This window comes from Sphingobacterium sp. JUb20, from assembly GCF_004342035.1.
Taxonomy (GTDB): Bacteria; Bacteroidota; Bacteroidia; order Sphingobacteriales; family Sphingobacteriaceae; genus Sphingobacterium; species Sphingobacterium anhuiense.
Map to the genome: position 1 here is coordinate 383,736 of NZ_SLYV01000001.1, position 17,962 is coordinate 401,697.

20 protein-coding genes are annotated in these 17,962 nt (G+C 34.2%); 5 read left to right on the forward strand and 15 right to left on the reverse strand.

Annotated elements, in window-relative coordinates; genetic code table 11:
• The first annotated feature begins 304 nt into the window (after positions 1-304).
• From EDF66_RS01690 to EDF66_RS01700, 3 genes are all read left to right on the forward strand, one after another.
• The gene (locus tag EDF66_RS01690; RefSeq protein WP_132840096.1) at positions 305-754 is read left to right on the forward strand and encodes a GNAT family N-acetyltransferase; all 450 of its coding nucleotides are present in this window, start codon (positions 305-307) and stop codon (positions 752-754) included.
• Between the two features lie 206 nt (positions 755-960).
• Positions 961-1,497 (forward strand): hypothetical protein, encoded by a 537-nt coding sequence (locus tag EDF66_RS01695; protein WP_132840098.1) that lies wholly within the window; start codon positions 961-963, stop codon positions 1,495-1,497.
• 406 nt (positions 1,498-1,903) lie between these two features.
• The gene (locus EDF66_RS01700) at positions 1,904-2,299 is read left to right on the forward strand and encodes a hypothetical protein (protein WP_132840100.1); all 396 of its coding nucleotides are present in this window, start codon (positions 1,904-1,906) and stop codon (positions 2,297-2,299) included.
• A gap of 468 nt (positions 2,300-2,767) precedes the next feature.
• Here the strand turns inward: EDF66_RS01700 and EDF66_RS01705 are convergent, their stop codons facing one another.
• From EDF66_RS01705 to EDF66_RS01740, 8 genes are all read right to left on the reverse strand, one after another.
• On the reverse strand, positions 2,768-3,172 hold the full coding sequence (locus EDF66_RS01705; RefSeq protein WP_132840101.1) for a hypothetical protein: 405 nt from the start codon (positions 3,170-3,172) through the stop codon (positions 2,768-2,770).
• 575 nt (positions 3,173-3,747) lie between these two features.
• Entirely contained in the window at positions 3,748-4,719 is a 972-nt protein-coding gene (locus tag EDF66_RS01710; RefSeq protein WP_132840103.1) for an Rpn family recombination-promoting nuclease/putative transposase, read from the reverse strand.
• 218 nt (positions 4,720-4,937) lie between these two features.
• Positions 4,938-5,387: a nuclear transport factor 2 family protein gene (locus tag EDF66_RS01715; protein WP_132840105.1), complete on the reverse strand. Its 450-nt coding sequence runs from the start codon at positions 5,385-5,387 to the stop codon at positions 4,938-4,940.
• Between the two features lie 622 nt (positions 5,388-6,009).
• On the reverse strand, positions 6,010-6,960 hold the full coding sequence (locus EDF66_RS01720) for a hypothetical protein (RefSeq protein ID WP_132840107.1): 951 nt from the start codon (positions 6,958-6,960) through the stop codon (positions 6,010-6,012).
• Between the two features lie 132 nt (positions 6,961-7,092).
• Complete coding sequence (locus tag EDF66_RS01725; RefSeq protein ID WP_132840108.1) at positions 7,093-7,662, reverse strand: hypothetical protein; 570 nt, start codon at positions 7,660-7,662, stop codon at positions 7,093-7,095.
• An 86-nt stretch (positions 7,663-7,748) separates the two neighbouring features.
• Positions 7,749-8,249, reverse strand: coding sequence for a HEAT repeat domain-containing protein (locus tag EDF66_RS01730; RefSeq protein WP_132840110.1), 501 nt, complete (start codon positions 8,247-8,249; stop codon positions 7,749-7,751).
• A 286-nt stretch (positions 8,250-8,535) separates the two neighbouring features.
• A complete protein-coding gene (locus tag EDF66_RS01735) occupies positions 8,536-9,186 on the reverse strand; it encodes a hypothetical protein (RefSeq protein ID WP_132840112.1) in 651 nt (216 codons plus the stop codon).
• Positions 9,187-9,446: 260 nt separating this feature from the next.
• Positions 9,447-9,998 carry a hypothetical protein gene (locus EDF66_RS01740; RefSeq protein WP_132840113.1) on the reverse strand — a complete coding sequence of 184 codons (552 nt, stop codon included), beginning with the start codon at positions 9,996-9,998 and terminating at the stop codon, positions 9,447-9,449.
• A 213-nt stretch (positions 9,999-10,211) separates the two neighbouring features.
• Between EDF66_RS01740 and EDF66_RS01745 the strand changes: the two genes are divergently transcribed.
• Positions 10,212-10,670 (forward strand): DinB family protein, encoded by a 459-nt coding sequence (locus tag EDF66_RS01745; protein ID WP_132840115.1) that lies wholly within the window; start codon positions 10,212-10,214, stop codon positions 10,668-10,670.
• Positions 10,671-10,991: 321 nt separating this feature from the next.
• Here EDF66_RS01745 and EDF66_RS01750 read toward each other — a convergent pair whose 3' ends face one another.
• The 5 genes from EDF66_RS01750 to EDF66_RS01770 form a co-directional block, all read right to left on the reverse strand.
• Positions 10,992-11,570, reverse strand: a complete 579-nt coding sequence (locus EDF66_RS01750) for a Crp/Fnr family transcriptional regulator (protein ID WP_132840117.1) — start codon at positions 11,568-11,570, stop codon at positions 10,992-10,994.
• Positions 11,571-11,715: 145 nt separating this feature from the next.
• Entirely contained in the window at positions 11,716-12,309 is a 594-nt protein-coding gene (locus tag EDF66_RS01755) for a hypothetical protein (RefSeq protein WP_132840119.1), read from the reverse strand.
• Positions 12,296-12,790, reverse strand: coding sequence for an RNA polymerase sigma factor (locus EDF66_RS01760; protein WP_132840120.1), 495 nt, complete (start codon positions 12,788-12,790; stop codon positions 12,296-12,298). Before EDF66_RS01760 ends, EDF66_RS01755 begins: the two co-directional genes overlap by 14 nt.
• A 255-nt stretch (positions 12,791-13,045) precedes the next feature.
• Positions 13,046-13,873, reverse strand: coding sequence for a hypothetical protein (locus tag EDF66_RS01765; RefSeq protein WP_132840122.1), 828 nt, complete (start codon positions 13,871-13,873; stop codon positions 13,046-13,048).
• A 74-nt stretch (positions 13,874-13,947) separates the two neighbouring features.
• Complete coding sequence (locus tag EDF66_RS01770; protein WP_132840124.1) at positions 13,948-14,436, reverse strand: DUF6985 domain-containing protein; 489 nt, start codon at positions 14,434-14,436, stop codon at positions 13,948-13,950.
• Between the two features lie 428 nt (positions 14,437-14,864).
• Here EDF66_RS01770 and EDF66_RS25970 point away from each other — a divergent pair, with 428 nt between their 5' ends.
• Positions 14,865-15,020: a hypothetical protein gene (locus tag EDF66_RS25970; RefSeq protein ID WP_165902330.1), complete on the forward strand. Its 156-nt coding sequence runs from the start codon at positions 14,865-14,867 to the stop codon at positions 15,018-15,020.
• A 586-nt stretch (positions 15,021-15,606) separates the two neighbouring features.
• On the opposite strand, the gene EDF66_RS01775 is transcribed toward EDF66_RS25970, so the two are convergent.
• Together EDF66_RS01775 and EDF66_RS01780 are read right to left on the reverse strand one after the other, a co-directional pair.
• Entirely contained in the window at positions 15,607-17,424 is a 1,818-nt protein-coding gene (locus EDF66_RS01775; protein ID WP_132840125.1) for a hypothetical protein, read from the reverse strand.
• A gap of 290 nt (positions 17,425-17,714) precedes the next feature.
• Positions 17,715-17,954, reverse strand: coding sequence for a hypothetical protein (locus tag EDF66_RS01780; RefSeq protein ID WP_132840127.1), 240 nt, complete (start codon positions 17,952-17,954; stop codon positions 17,715-17,717).
• Positions 17,955-17,962: the final 8 nt, after the last annotated feature.

Here is a 17,962-nt window from a genome sequence, read left to right on the forward strand (position 1 = left end):
TTCAATAGATAAGCAAATAACAGAAGAAAGAAGTAAATAGCACTAATGTATGGAGGTTACTGAAGAGTTTCAAGAAAATCTACAATCCTGATTTTTTAAAACCTCTCCAATTGTATGTAGCTGCATCTAAAAATAAAAAGTAGTACTTACGAACAATTATAAAAACCGGGGAATTATGAGTAAGAATAAAAAGATTAAGGTAGAGAGCAATGAGATTACTATATTAAAAATTAAGTAGAGCTCATACTTCGCGGTTTTATGACGTTTAAATAAGATGAACTTATTTAAAATAATGATGAATAAAATGAACATAATTTCCATAAGAGAAAATCCAGAATATAAGGAGAAAGCAATTCAATACTTCCAAAACAGCTGGTCTGAAGTATTACCAATTATCTATGAAGATTGTATCTTAAACTGTATAAATGCTCCGCAATCATTACCGCAGTGGTATCTGCTAGAGAAAGATAATGAAATTATCGGTTGTGCAGGTTTGATTACGAATGATTTCATTAGCCGAATGGATTTATATCCCTGGCTGTGTGCGCTATTCATTGATGAAAAATACAGAGGCCAGAATTATGGAAACCTACTCATTGAAAAGGCAAAATCAGATACAAAAAATTTCGGCTTTTCATATCTAAACCTCTCCACTGACCACATCGAATACTATGAGAAATTAGGATTTGAATACATTGGACAAGGATACCATCCATGGGACGAGGAAACTAGAATTTATCAGATAAAGGTCTAGTTCCCTAGCGGTTTAACTGAAGATGAGCAAAAAGGTCGTAAGTAAAAGCAAACTGTATCCTTTCCAAATTAATAAATAATGTGTTGGTGAATATACCTGTTGTCGACTGTGAAACAACAGTAGAGGTGAATAAGGAGAATAAGAGATAATTACGTTAAAAAAGTAAGAATATAATCATACAATAAGTGAGCGTAAAATAAAACATTATGGCAAAATCATTACCATTAAAACTTAAAAATAGTATACTAATTCTATTCTTATTTTTTTCATTTGCTACAGCAGTAGCTCAAGAAAAAGAATCCGAATTTGGCGGTCCACCAAAACTTTCTGAATTAATTGGTTTTTGGAAAAAAGTCGAAATTCCTGATGAGGAAAAAATGAATCTAACAAACCCTTGGCCACAAAAATATCAATGGTTTGCATTTTATGAAAATGGAAAGATCTATTCAATGATGTCTGATGAGGACAGCAATTACTCAGTGAAAGAATTAAAAGAAATATTCAGTAATTTACCTGTTGACAAGACTCCTAACTACAAACTGGAAGGACAATTTTTAACTGTTGATAATAAAGAGGATAAAAACTACAAAGAGTTATGGGGAGTAAATTTATTTGCTATTGATATCAATGAAAATTTGAAAAAAGGAAATTTAATGATGACGCTGGATGGTGGAAATGACAACATCATCTATTTCAGGTTATTAAAGAAAATAGAAAACGAAGAGGTTAAAAATAAGCACTGATAATAATAGGAACCGATTATGGATGCTGTCATTGAATATTACGCTAAAACATTCTTCTACGGCTTTATTCCCACTTTAATATCAGGTGTCATCATTGGAAAGTTATTAAGAAAATGATCATCACGGCACCTACTGCAATTGCCCTTATATTAAGCTACGTAATATGAAACGTGAATCGAGTTTATTAACTTTTTTAAAACTGTATTTAAGACTCCTTATTGGATTTATTATTATTTCAATAATTACTGGTAAAATTCCTTGGAATGACTTACATGGTTTAATTAAGTTCGCGTTATACTTTAGCTTAGCTATGATTGCTATTGCTTGATATTTAGTGCGTTATACTGGATTGTTAAAATTATTAAAAGACAATAAAAAGCATAGAATTTTAGTAAACACGCGACCTATGACAGTAAAACTTTACGAGATATTTCTTGACAACAAAAAAATTGCAACAACTGAACTAGAAAATGCAGATGCTCCAATGGGTGTTGTTTATGGTCGCGTAACGTTTGATCATATTGATTCAGGTTATGACTTTTTAAAAACTTATTGCTTAACAAACAATATTGTAATCATTTCTGACTATCCAGAAGACAAATTGATTGGAACAGCGAACATTCCTAATTTAAAAGTAGTTAATCTAAATGGAATTGAAATTAAAGGCCAAGTAACAAATATTGAAGGAATGGACAGTGACGTTTTTGAAATTATAATTTGTGGTATATCATATCCCTTTTTTGAAGAAGAGTTTCCACATCACGTAAAAACATATAATGACCAATTCAAAGACATCCAATGAATATAGACAAAATTTAATTTCTTACATATTGACTGTAAATAACTAGCTATCTAAAATGGGATCTATTGGATTGTTATTAAAGTGTTTTAAAAACTAAAATCTACACCCATATACTTATATGAAAGAATTAAATCTGCTTATTAAAGAAATTCAAGCTTTTGAAAATAAAGCAGACGACATGTAAAACAAAAACTCTGATGAATATCTTTGGAAATAACTTTAGAAATAGAGTGGAAATTCAAAGTGAAAAACCTTCAAAACTACTCAAATTAGATCGCCCGCTAGTTAAGTATTTGCAATAAGCAAAAGATTAAATGTGTTGAGGGATTTTGTCACATGAGTAATTAATATAAAAGATTTTTCAAATTATTCGTTGACACAGTTCGCGTTACAGTCTCCAGTTTTTATTTGAAAATCTAGATGAAATATTTTTTTGTAAATTACCTTCTAAATATTGTATAATCTATTTTACAGTTGAATTTCATAAATTAGGCAAATTCCCGTGATAGTGTCACGCAGATATCTTGAACCTTGGTCGAAGTTGCCTCCGCCACCAAATCTTATAGAATTGGTAGATGGAATAAACCACGTTGGTGCATCATCAGGTATAGCCCAATCCTCCTTGTCTACCAAAATATTGTTTTGTTTTATAAATTCAGTCCACCACTTTTCAGTCGGTTTAAACTTTAAATACATTATGTATTCATTTGACCAATTTCCAGATTGCCAATACTGTCCTTTTAGTAGTTTTAAATCTGTCGATGGTTGTGTTCCTGACCAATATATAAAAGTTTCAAGTGCGTCATTCGAATTTTTCTCAGAACAACCAGTTAGAACAAAAAATGTTAAAAATAAAATTAATAGTCGATTCATAGTTTATTCTACTACATCATTGGGATTTTTACTATAACAGCTGTACCCTACCTTCGGTTCTCCTCTTGTCCGAAATTTCGAAACTTACCAATGAAGATATCTATTTTTAAATCGAGTGTAAAACAAAGAGTAAGATAATATCCTCAGTTTTGACTTGTATATGTTTAATTTCATTGAGCAATACGGGTGTATCGATAGCAGTGATCTTAAATGATTGGTGTTCCTTTACCCAAGAGCTCATCAATATTGACGCTGAAGCCTATTTCGGCATCTGCCCGATAGCAATGTGCATTTTGCTTTAAAGTCTCTACTACGCTCTTATTAAGCTGCTGTTTTTGTTCTCACAATTGCGGGATCGCCCACTGAAGAATCCCGAAGGAATCTGCGAAGCAAATGCAAGAAAGCTGAAACCGAATTGCACTCAAAGCATCGGCTCCAATGACAGCTGTTGCTGAAATGGGATTTTTGTACTGATCAATTTGATTAAAAAATACGGGAAGCCATAAGGATGGTATTAAACTTATACAGCCATTCTTAACAGAATGGCTGTATACGTTTTTTATATGATCTGAAATTTATTTCAGTTTTTCGATCTTGTCGATGGTAAGGCCTGTAGCTTTAGCAATCTGATGAGTAGACAGCCCCATCTCTTTCAAATTCAAAGCTGTTTCAATAGCTTTTTGGTGTTGGCCTTCAGCTTTAGCTTCAATTGCAACTTGTTTAGCCTCTATTGCAGCTTTCTTAGCCTCTTTCAATTGTTTTTCTAGTCCTCCCAATTGTTTTTCTAGTCCTCCCAATTGCTTTTCTAGTCCTTCAACTTGTTCCTGTTGATACATCCGCACTGCTTCGGCATCCCATTTTCGTTTTAAACTAATATCATACATAGTTCGTTCCTCCTTTGTCAATTTTGCGTAGCTGGCCAATTGAAAGAATCGTTGAAATACCGCCGATTTCATGATCCGTGGCAAGGTCTTTAACGTAGACATATTTTTGAGCATAAAGAATACTTTATCCAGTTCGTCTTCAACCTCAGCTTCGCTTTTAACAAAGTTAATAATTTCTAAATAGATAAACCCCAAACCCTCGTAAAAAATTTGCCCTGAATCTCTATTACACAGGCAAGTATTATGAAAATAGGTTTTATGATCACCTCCTGGCATATGAAAACCATCCATCAGGACAATGGTATAAACTTCGGGAATGGCATAACCCCAGGCTTTACGGTTTCCTTTGGGCGCTGTATCTGAAATAACCTTACTGGCATAATAAAGCATGCGTTGCTTTAGATTAGACTGGCTGCTCGTCTGCATCTCAATGATGATCTCTTCGCCTGTACTGATCTGAACTACAAGATCAAAGATAACTTTGCCGATTTCTTCGGTTACACCGATACGCTCTGTATCTCGATACGTCAGATCAACAATGGTTTTTCGACCTCGAAAGATGATGTTAAGAAAGTTGATCAGGTTGATCTTGTCTCCGAATAACCGTTTGAAGCCCTCATCGGTGGTCGGGTCAATAAAAACGGGTTGAACGTGATTTTTCATAATTTCAGCTTTTGCTTAAATAATTAATGTTGTTAAGCAAACATCAGAAAAACTAAAATTATTAGCCGGTTATTAAACGTTTGTAGTCGACAGTAGTCGTTTGTTGTCGGCTAGCTGGCAACAAAAGCATCAACTTGTTAACCTAGTCTTGCTTTCCGGACACAAAAAAAAGCCACATCTTACGACGTGGCTTCTACTTATTATATGATTAAACTTGATTACTTATAAGAATTGATCGATTGGAATACTTTCCAGTTACCTTCGTCATTTACCAGTGTCACTAGATCAGTTTTAGTAAATCCTTCAAACTGCATCGTTACTTTGGCGATCATATAGTCCGCAGATTCCTGTACGATGGTGGTGCTAGTTTTACAGTTTAACTGCTCTCCTTTTTGCTTTTTCAAGAAGGAAATAACTTCAGAACGGCTATTGGTTTTATCTTCTACTGCCTGTACTTTTTGGCTGAAGTCTGTTGTAAACAATTGCTCTACTCCTGCCGATTGTCCTTCTGTCATAACCGCAACGTAATGATCAATGGCTAGATCTGCTGTAGATAAATTGACCACTGCTTTTTTAGGGTTTGCTACCTCTGGTTTGCCTGCTACCATAGTGAAAGTAGAAACTGCGATCAAGGCTGCTGCTGCGAATGTTTTTGCTAAAGTTTTCATAATGTCTTTATTTTATAGTTTGTTAGTTCTTATTTGTTGATTCAAAAGTAGGGTGTAAATCGTCCCTACCCTATGGCAATTAGACTAAACCAACTAAAAATTCGGTGAATGAAGGAAATGAATAGGTGAAATTATTTTAAACTTTTTTGAACTATTCTATTCGACAGGTGTTCTTATTATACAAAGCGATAACAAACATACTTTCAGCATGAAAGTGTAAAACGATAAATGACGTAGTACAGTAAATAAATCCAATTGCTTGAAAACAATTTGGATGACGAAACAAAAAAGAGGAAACGATAGGAAACATAAAACTTACTGTGCAGTTAAACGCCAAGATAAAGGGTCTAATGAGAATTAGGCCCTTTTGATGTTTATTAACACCAACGGTTTGCTCCTATAACGACTGTTGCTGATATAGGATCAAAATAACGCAGGACTTCTCTCCCCTCGATGATATTGGTACTGGTAACGATCATGGTGTATGATGAATACTGTTTTAAAAGTCCGAAAATAAAGCATTTGTTTGATTAAAAAATACGGGAAGCCATAAGGATGGTATTAAACGTATACAGCCATTCTGTTAAGAATGGCTGTATACGTTTTCTATATGATCTGAGTTTTATTTCAGTTTTTCGATCTCTTCAACGGTAAGACCTGTACCTTTTGCAATATCTGCAATAGGCAAGCCCATTTTCTTGAATTCTAAAGCTGTCTCAAGGGCTTTTTTTCGTTCGCCTTTTTCAATTCCTGACTGAATTCCTTTTTCGATTCCAGCTTGGATTCCTTTTTCTCTTTCTTGTCGTTTGATTGTTTCTATTACACCCATTTGAATTGTGCCTCCTGTCACTTGATAAATGTATTGATCAAAGTTACTATTTATTTCTTTATCTCGTATAAAAAGAAAACTCTTTAAAAAAACTAAAAAGCTCATTATACGATCTTTACTATACTTATTGGTCTCGATGAGCCTTCGAGCGATTGTACTACGTTGCTCGGCGAGCTCCTGCTCTGGAATCTTATCTTCATCTAAAGCTTTCTGGCATGCCAAAACAATATACGCAAATATATTGTCCATATCGAGTAGCTCTGATTCGTCATGATCAAAAATTTGATAGCTCAAATACTGAAAGCGTAATGACGTACGGAAAACTGCAAAATGGTATTCATCAGTACATGGCTGTGAACGCCCTCCAGTAAAAACAGCAATGGTCTCCACAGGAACACGGTAACGATCTAGTAGTCTGTAAAAATACTGAAAGATACGATGTGAGAAATCGGAATCATGTCCGCCTTCAATTTCCGTATTCACTAAAATCCACTTCTCGCTTCCGTCTTTTAAATAAACCTTGACCAGAAGATCTGCCACACGCTTCCCTTTCTTACGCTCACGATAGGGAATAATCTCCAACAATTCTTTATCCATAAAAGTCAATCCACGCCCGAGATCAAAGGTAGCATCGGCATCTGGATACATAAACCGCAAAAAATCAGGAAAATTATCCTCAAAAATGGCTTTCAAAAGCTCATCATTCTTCTTAGGCGGCTTTAAACGTCTTGAATGTACACTCATAACTGTTTATCAATTGGTTAACAGTAATAAAGATACGAATAAAAACTAAATATATTAGCATTTATTTTATTAAACCATTGGATCTTTCTATAAATGTCTTGTAGCCACAACAGGGGCAAGCAAACTTTTCTGTTACCATATTTTCCACCAAGGTTTTTTATTCTCAAAATGAATAAAGCTTCCACCCGTCAAAGTTTTTGTGTCAAGGTCATACTGAAACTCAATCCATTCGTCAGCATCATTCATTGGATAAAACGCTAATCCCGATACTAAATTATTTTCAACTTTAATTTCTTTTAATCCATCACACGAAATTGGTTCTGTATTCCAATGTGTTCCATCTTGCTCAAAAATTGTCAGGTCGATCTGGTCCTGAAATACATATCTATTTTTACTTGCTTTAAAAATATTACAATAGCCAACTCCGAAAACGTCGATAGGTTTTGTGTCGTTGGGATTCATTATGTAACACGCGCCACGAGCAATTACTAACAAGTTTTGAGTTTTTTCTAGTTCTATAATTTCTGCAAAGTCTGTCCAACCTGGTTGAAAGTTCGCTACCCATTCTGTGCCGTCATTTTTATAGAAACGAACAGGAAAACCTTCGGAATAAAATGGTTCTCCATTTTCTGTTACTGACACATACATTGGTCCATAAACTGGCAAAGATGCCAATACTTCATATGCCTTTTTTGTCGTCATTCAGTTTTTTGTAGTGCAATACCTGCCGTCAAGCATATTGTCAAAACTTTTTTGTTATTTACTCCAACTCATAATTACCTTAACAGTTATTTCTTTTTGAGAACCACTTCAAGTTCAAATATTGCATTTTCCTTTATAATTGGGTCATCAACTTGTGTTAACAACTTTAACTTTTGAACTGCTTCAGGTGTATTAATTGCACTAAATGCCCATATACATTTTTTTGCTATAGCTCTCATTTCATCGTAATCAGGAACATCAAGAGCAACTTCATATAATTTGTTCACACTTTTAGGGTCTTTAATTAATTCAAGAACGGTTATAATGTCCTCTTCAGAAATGTGCCATTTCTCATCTAAAAGTTGTAGCAAAATATCTGTATAATCGCTATCTGCTCCATCACTACAAAGAACTGCTAAGGTATTAGCTAATCCCTTTTCATCTTTATTTGCAACATTGTTTTTCAGTAAAGAAAGTGTTTCTTTTTTAAACTGTAAATTTTCCCCCTCAGGGAACTTATCCCAATAATTATCGAAATGGTCATCCCTATTAAATAGTCCTTTATAAAATTTCCAAAAATTAAACATTACTTAATTACTTTAAAGCTATTAATCCAATTATTAAATATATGTGTATTAGACTGTATACTTAAATTCATTACTACTTATTCTGATTTCCACAGTAAACTTCCCGTACCTGCTCAATTGCATGCAATTGCTGCTGTTCTATGCATTACACCAACTTGATTAAAGTAATTCATTGCATCTGGCTTCATATTAAACTTAACCAATACATCATAACCTTATTCCTGTAACTGAGCTCTTGAAGAATCTGCACTGGAAGAAAAAAATCACTCTTTTATTGATCATGTGTTTAGGTTATCCTTTTCATTATTTTGTAACCGATATAGTCCTCTATTTTTTTGTAATTTGGATATCTGTAATACTCGTTCCAATAACTTGTAACTCTACTTTTTGTTTGTTCCCAATATTTTATATTATTAAATATCAACTGTTTATACTGATTAATATTGCTGCCATTTATATGCTTATCAAGTTCAAAAAGTATTTCAATAACATATTCTCCAAGTAATTGCAATTTAAAAAATATAACCCATTCGTGGTCAGAACCAAATAAGTGTTTTAGCCGCTTTTCTCTAATGTATCCATTGTGATGTCTCGAGTATATGCAATTTAGGATTTGTTTCTGCGTTTCGGTCAGTTCATTTTCAAGTTCTACACTTGGTTCCGCAAAATAAATTCTTGAAATTAAACAAATGACTTCACCTGTCGTCAATTGAATGTCTGTTAATTTTCCATGTATTCCATTTTTAACTTTATATCGTTGTTCATATGGATCACTATAAATTGGTTCTGCCAATGGCATTATAGCTAACACTTTTTCAACGTCTGAACACAAAAATTCTGGAAATAAATTTTTCAATTTTTGGCGATATTCATTCGTCAAGTCAGTTTCTTTGTTTTCTTGTCGAAAAAGTACTTTCCTATATTTTGAATTGTCCATATTATGACGGCTAAAGATGATATACTACTGTTCTTCCCCTATAAAGAATAAATCCTAATTCAAGCTGGTGACCTAACAATATTACTTCTTTTTTATTAGACTTTCACTTTTCTTAATATGGACTCTCCGTTGCCACAATAAATGACTCTGCAATAAGCAAAATGATATTTTATTGAACTTTTGATTATAAACATAATCCTCATCGTCTGTCATTTACTCCATCGCAACCATTAACAAATAAATATTGAACTAATGATCCTTTAATTTATCCTTGGATCAATCCAGAACAGATCACGGAGTTGCAGTAAGTCTTCTGTATCCATCAAATTATAAACCAGCTCATCCTTTTCTTCTAAAGGAATCGATATTTGTTGATCCGTTCCAAGTAAAAAAATGGTTAAAATAGCATCCTTGTCATATATCGAGATATCGGACTGTACCATAGTAACATCATGTTTATTAAACCATTCTCTTGCCTGTTCTTGATCTAGGCAGATCAGGGAACGGGTTAGATCTTCAAGATCGCGTATCTCATCGATGATATGGGTGGGATAATCTACGCCAATATAAGCTAAATACAAAAGATGATTGCCTGTACGTAAGGCATAATTACGTATTAAGACCCGCTTCGGATCGAATGAAAAAACATAATATTCTGGATTGGAGATAAACTTATACTGCTTGCCGTAAAATTGGATTTTATCCTCCAATTCTTCTAAATGATCTATTTCTATAAATACTTCTCCTAAAAGCTGTCCCTCATCTATATTGGCAAGTGCATCGTCAATGACCAATAGCGCTTGCTCTTCCATAGGAACAATGCTTCCACTACAATCTAGGTGACTATTAAGAAATGCTCATCACGACACCTACTCCACTTGGCTTGATAACACATTTATAAGAAAATGATAAGCTATCCATCTTTTTTAAAGTAATCACTCCTCAAAGTAAATAAGAAGTCCGTTCACAAAATGAATTCTTAGAGAAATTATTGCGTATATTTAAATCAAAGTAATTTATTTACAATGTCAAATCCGATTGAACATTTATGGTTATATAATGACTGGGCCAATAAATCAGTCATCAGTATAATAAAATCTCAAGGAAGTATAATTCCTCCCTCCTGTTTACGACTAATGAGTCATATTGTTAATGCACAAATAATCTGGTTAAGTAGATTAAATGGTGAAAAACCATACCTAGGCGTTTGGGATGAACATAGTATTATGGAATGCGAACAATACCATAATTTGGCTTCAGCTGGCTTAGGTGAAAAGATCAAAAAACACAACGATTATGACAAACATAGCATTCAATATAAAAACACTAAAAATGATAAATTTGTAAACTCCATTGAAGAGATATTATTACATACCTTTAATCACGGAACTTATCATAGAGCTCAAATAGCAACAGAGATGAGAAAGAATGGTCTTGAGCCGGTCAGCACAGATTATATTGTCTTTGTCCGAAAGCAACATTAGCATATTCACTATCGCTTTACCCTCAAAAAGATTGACCTCTGACCTCCTCTAAAAAATTTGAAAATTTTAAAAGTATAGAATTCAGAGATGAATTACTAATTCTAAATAGGAGAAAATTAGATGAAAAGATCGAAGTGGACCGAAAAATACCTGATCCTCCCCTGTTTCATTCTTCCCTTTGAATAGCAAGGGTAAAAATTCGGTCAATCGGGGCTGAGTGAATTTACAGAACCCTCTCCTGCTTTAATCCATTTATTGAACAGGATGAACAAGCGATAGTGTTGAGCAACAGAGTTTTTCACACTAACTACTGAACTCAAGTTAAAATACACGCTTGCGTATTCTGCTTAGGGCTTGTGGAGTTATTCCAAGATAAGATGCAATATCTTTTAGTGGTATAAAATTTAATACACTACCATATTCAGCCATCAACAGTAAATAATACTGCTCAGGTGAATATTTAATCAAGTCAATATTTCTTTTTAAGATTCTACTTAACAATATAGCCGTCATATCATCAAAAATTGCTTTTAAGTGGGGAATTTCTTCATAAATTTGGATTACGCTATCTTTGTCGATTCTATAAATTATACTATCTACAAGAGTTTGTACGTTGAAGTCCGATTTCTTTTTTAAGGTAAAGGATATATTCGACATGGAAAATGTTCCTTCTTTACAAAACCAAAAAGTTTGTTCTTCGCCTTTATCATTTAATGTCCAGCAGCGTGCAATTCCATCAAAAATAAAATAACTGTACTTTTCTAACTCCCCCTCCCGAATTAAGAAGCCGTTACGTTTGACAAGTATTTTTTCAAAAGAATTATCAAATAATTCTGCTTCTTTTGAAGTAAATAAGCTCGTATCAACATCAAATTCCTTAAATAATTTTTCTAAAATCATAAATTTGATAATCTAAATGTGCCAAAGGTAAAGCTTATTTTCTATGCATATAGTATAGTACGAGTTCGTTTCTTTCGCAGATTGTACATTTTTCCATTACTTACATGATCGGAAATTACTATTGATAGGTACTAATTGAATACATTTATTCCCCTAAATCTTTTTCAATAGTTTCCAGAGAATCGATAATCTTTGATATCTTTTGGTTCTGCTTTCTGATCTGTCTGGGTCTCAGGAAAAACCATACGATTGCCAACCATAAGAAAGTTGATCCATAAGCTAAAAACGCAAACGTTGTTGACATGAATAAAGCAAATTCATAAAAATAAAAGGCAAAGCCAGCACAAAGCAAAATGTAATAGATACTAATCCCTTTCGTCTGCATATAAAGCTGCTGACGCTGTAGTTTTTTTAGAGAAGAAAGGTATTCCTGATTGCTGATCGATGGATTTATTGTCCTGATCACGTTGACGTTTTGATAAGATAAATAAATGAAAAGAGCCAGCGCAATAAGAATTAATATAATTCCTAAACTGGTTGTAAACATTTTGAAATTAATGACATTCCAAATGAAAATCATTCCGAATGCTGTTGCCAAAAAACAAAGCATCATTAAAACTGTTCCGCTCAATTGTTTTTTTCTGTATTTTTCTGCAGTAGTTTTTATTTGCTGAATATTAGGAATATCTGCATTTTTATTGTTCCAAATATCTCGGAAATTGATGTTATCGGTTTGCATAATTCTTAAATTTTTTGGTTAATTTTTCTTTGATTCTGTGTATTTTTACTCTGACATTGGTAGGCGAAATCCCTAAGACTTCAGCAATTTCAGCCTGTTTCATTTCTTCCAGTTCCAGAGAGATGATGATCCTTTCCAATTCAGGTAATTCTGAGATACATTGATAAAGAAAATCGGTCATTTTATCTTGTTCCAGTTTGTTATCTTTTTCAGAATTATCTTTGATCTCAACAGGGAGCTCGCTTTTTGGCATTCTCTTGTCGATATTCATCTGTCTTAAGCAAATATTGGTAGCAATTCTATAAATCCAAGTTCCGACTGATGCTTCCTGCCTGAATTTTGGCAATTGCTGAAAAACAGCCACAAATGTTTCCTGACAAAGATCTTTTGCCGCATCATGATCATTCACATAACCCATACAAAGACGAAATATTCTCTTCCAGTACTCGTGGTATATCTCTTCGAAATTTAAAACCTGCATTGCTGTTTTTAGGATTTAGAGCATAAGAAACAGAAAATGTTACACATTTAAATAAAAAAAGCGTCTGAAATTTCATAACGCTTTGATTTTCTAATAAGTATATCTTATTTTTTCAGATCAGCTGACCGCACATGTTGTTCTGAGTTTTCATGATATTTTCTTTGCTATGAAGCACTAAAGTTCAAGTTTATAAAAAAATATCAGAGAAATATTTCAGGTACGAAATTCTTAATTCAACGTTGTGAGTTCGCTTTTTTACATCATATATTTTCCAAAATATGTATTCAGAGCTTCTTCATTATATTTGTCTTCTCCACGCCAGTATTCAACAAAAGTCCAATCGTGCTTGCCTCTACTCGGTCTGTCATAGGAAGTTGGTTTAAGAATGTTAATACAAGCTAAAATTTCAATTAATATTTTTCGCTCATCTTTCGTTGATTTCAAAACAGTAGATAAGTTTTTTTCTAATGCACTTGGATAATCGTTCGGTTGAGAATTTTTGATAATCGATAATATATTTATAAAAATCTCAACATCTTCCGTAGAAGGTTCCGGGATTTCTGCTATTTGTAGTTGTTGAAGGTCGAACAAAGTGTAAATAAGGTTTCCGTGTCTAATTCCGCCCCATTTTATTCGTTCAAAATTCAATACATTTAAGTCTTCATTGATATAATCCTTGTCTCCTATAATGCCATATTTTAAATCTCTGCAAATTCCACAAGTATAACTCTCGTGTGTTACTTCTCCATTTTCTCCAAAACTTTGTCCACTTACTGCTTTTGTATATTGATGAGGAACCAATTGTTTCGCTATAAAATAGGAAGCCAAACTGGAACGCCAATCTAAACGCCTATTGGAAAGACTACTTAAAAATGCTGTTGAAACTTTATCGATTGAAATTTTTGGAAGTATCTCAAAAATCTTGTCCAAACATTGGTCATGAGAAATGGTTAAAGGTTCAAACATCAAACCTTTTGATTTTGCATACTCAAAGTCAGCAGCATCTATTTGTATTTCATTAGCATCAATCCAACCATTTTTCCAATACGTTTTGAACAATATGTTTTTGGCTTTTTTATCCATAGATTTCTTTAAATTTTGTTTTTGTGTTCTCTTTTAAAGTGGCTCACCCCCCTTATTAGTGGAGTTTTTTATCGTTATGTTTCTGCAATTCCACCAACATCTTTTATTTGTCCACCTACAAACTTAAATTCAAGTCCATGTTCTGAATCCAATTTGTAACGAATAGATACTTTAATTGTCTTATCATCCAAAACTCTCAAATACATAATCTCTTTAATATGGTCATTATGTTTATCGGTGTTGTCAATATTCAATGCTGGTTCACCTGATTTTTCAGAATTTTCATAGAAATGTGCATATAATTTTAAATATCTTTCATAGGCTTTGTCTTGAATACTTTTGATATTCGTTTCAATATCCGCTATAAAATTTTTATAAGTTTCTGCAAATTCTGTCAGCTGATTTTCGCTCGGTAGTTCATCAATTTCTTCTCCATCTTCATCATATTCATCTCCCAAAAAAACTTCAACATTTCGGGTGTCAAAAAAAGGATTTGAGAAAGTTATGTCGGACGAAAATCCAGCCCAATCTGCTTCAACATTTCCCCAATATCTATGTGTCATATTTTTTATTCTTTATTCATTTTTCCTGTCATTGTCGTCAGTTCTATAAAAATACATTTACATTTCGGTCGGTGGCATGCCGAAATTAATTATTCTTACTGGCCAGTATTCATGAGAATACAGATAAACAATATAATTCTTTTTTCTTTTTATATCTCCTTATTGCGTTAATAATTTATGAAATCATGAAGGAAAACCCTTTCATTGACATGAGCGAGCTCTTCTAAGCGTTTCCCTCCCTCACGTCACATTCCTAAAAGGAACGTAGGGCATTACTATTCAATATGTCTTTTGCTTAGCAAAGGGATACCGTTTCTATCACCTACGCTAAGACAGATTTTTCGTGATATTTTTTTCTTTAATGGGTCTTAAAGGATTCTACTCGAAACTTCCTTACTACATGCAATTCACCATGAACTTGACTGAGCATGATTTTACCGTATAGTGGAGGAAGAGATAAAAAAGAAATAGACCCGATGACATTCCTTTATTCCAAAGAGGCTCCGGTATTTGATAAATATGACGATATCCTGCCAGAGGAGCTTACCCGAAAAGGTCTTGCCTATGGAGTTTTTACATTATGAGAGCGCTATCTATTATACTTCTGTTTTTTGTTAAAATTACTTCCTGATCATAAGCTAAACCCCTATTAGTTTTAATTTTTTGGTTAGTTATTTATGGTTGTTTTATCACCATAAATAGCAATGCAACGTTAGCTATCACTCCTGTTGATAAAAGCGGGTCTATTATTAATACGCATTTTTTCATAATCAAATTTTACTATTAATTGCTTTCAAATTGTCTGTCTTTTCTTCCAAAAAACGGATTAACTTATCGGTATGGTTCGTAGTTGTTTCATAGTTTATAAAGGTTGTTCTCAAGTAGACATTTTCGATTGTTGATTATGAGTGATGGAAAGACCAAAAGTGGTACACCAATATACTCTCCAAATGCAGCGAGTGGCTGGGTTAGCGGATTGTCCTTTGACTTAAGCAGATAAAATAAAAAAGTCACGGGAACCTGTGTTCCCGTGACTCGCTAAAAGTAAAGCATATGCATCATGATGCTATGAATAATACTTAATAGTTGTTTAAACGGCTTGACGAATAAAATATCCTGCTATTGAGCAAAGTCTTTATTTAATAAAGCAGTACATTTATAGCGATGCTCTTACTTGGTATAAACACGAACACCACGCCATGCTCCGTTTCTTTTTGAAGCTCCAAATACATCGGCTCTGGTAAATTTAAAGCCATTTTTTATCGATTTCTTAAGATTATCAAGTGTTTTAGGATCGAATTTTATGTTCGTAAAATCTGTTGATACCTTAATTTCAAAGTCCTGAATAGCAAACGCGAACTCTTTCTCGATTTTATCCTGATTATATTCTTTAGCTGCATATGGCATCAAAACACATTTAACTTTGCCATCTGCTCCTGCTGTTTCTACCTTTTTATAGATCAAGCCTAAAGTTGCTTTGTCCAGATCTACCAGTGCGACTTCTTCAATAGTCCCATCTTTAACATTGATAGTCTTCACTTTGCCACCCCCAGGGGTTTCTAGTTTTTTCTTAAGTGCATCCCACCCTAGTTTCAAAAGAGGCTTTATTGTCTTTTCATTAATCTTGAATTCTCCCGCAATATTATCGGGACCAATCGGAAAGATATTAGGAATATCATAGGGAACTAGAATCTGAAAGATATCACCGGCTTTATATACAGGAATATAATCGGGCTTATTCCAGGTAGGATCGGTAAAACTGCGCCAAGCATCTGAAGTTAAGCTCATAGGCGGAATAAGATCTAATGTCTCAAATTCTACCGCAGTCCAACCGGCAACGATTTCTTCGGCATTGACCTTACCCCAGATTCCGAGTTGAAAAAATCCACCCGCTTTTTGCTGTTTTACTTTTATTCCGACACTTCTTGCAAAGCCATAATTTCGGTTGTATAGTAAAACACTGGTTCTATAATCACTATCGTCAAAATAATTGTATTCTGTACTGTTTTCAAATATTGTTTTCAATATTTTTCCTTCAGGATTATTCATCTGGCGGGCCACTAGGTTCTCAAACATAGCAGGATCAAGCTCATTACTCGATGTGACCGGTGTTCCTGCGTTACGAGGCGGGCGTGGTGTACCGTCACCACCGCGACTTGGACGAGGACCATTCGTTACGGTAGTACCACCACCTTCACGGGGAGGACGTGTGCCACCTGTTCCATCGCCACCACGGCTTGGACGTGTAGTGCCATCCGTTCCATCACCGGAACGGCTAGGTCGTGTAGTGCCGTCATCAGGGCGACTTTCACGAGTGGGACGACCTGTATCGGCTTCATCTTCCATGAAACCTTCTAATCTATTTGGTCTTGTAGGTAAATTAAGTGATTTATCATCGACAAAAGTTGGAATAAAGCCGATATTATCCTTTAAAAAAACTACCTCATCACCAAGACCTAAATCTGCATTCTTATCCATGAAAGCAGTAAGATCGAGACGTTTATAAGAGTCATCATCTGTTGTAATGGGATAGGCAGAGGCAATTGACGCATACATTTTATTGAGGTTGTCGGTATTGTTTTTACCGGCAAAGAACGTTCCATAAGGTGTCACTTTATAAAGCACATCGCTGACAACAATTTCGCCGTTGCCATTCAGTACATCTTCCATGTAATTATCATCGATCACGGAAACAAGCATCTGCGCGTTGGGATCAGTGCTTGCCAGTGCTCCCAAAGAACTAAAACCTTCAGGTCCCCCAGAAGAAGAGGCTTTCAACTTTTTAACTCCACTCGCATCTTGACTCCTGGCATGATCGAAATAATTCTTTAATTCTGCGGTAGAAAAATTTAAAACTTGAGAAGATCTTATAGAACTGAGCTGGTTCTGATTATCTTTCAATGTTTCTACAAGTTCCTTTTTACAGGATGCTAATACAACAATACCTGCCATAAGGCAAAGCATGGTCCGGGTACTTCTCTTCATCATTTTTGTGGTTGATTTATATATTTAAATGTACAGTGGTATAAATGGTTATATTATAGTCGTACAAAACGCTGGGAAATTGTCCCTCAAGTGTTTGCACGACCTGACGACACAAATATGATGCCTAATTTTCCGCACTGATTTAAAAAATAAAGTAAAAATTAACCAATATATATAGATTAGAAAGTTCAGATAAGCCTCCCCTGCATTGTTAGTCTTTTTCTTAAGAAAATGTCATTATTCTACATAATGAAAAGTTTCTGCTGAAAACGAAAACTCTCCCATTATACATGTTAATCGACCAATCTCTTCTTGAGCAGTTCCAACTCTCCTGCTATTACATCTGGCCAACGAGCAAAACCTTGTCTAATAATATCTTCACCATCTGCTATGGTAAATAACTGAGAGATACTAAAGGCTGACTCTCGGATACCGGCAATCTGTCTAAAAGTTAGCTGTGATCTACTTTTACCTGTTCTGACAGCTGTAGGATGATTGAGTATATATTCTTGGTGTATTTGCTTTAAATTCATCTGTATAG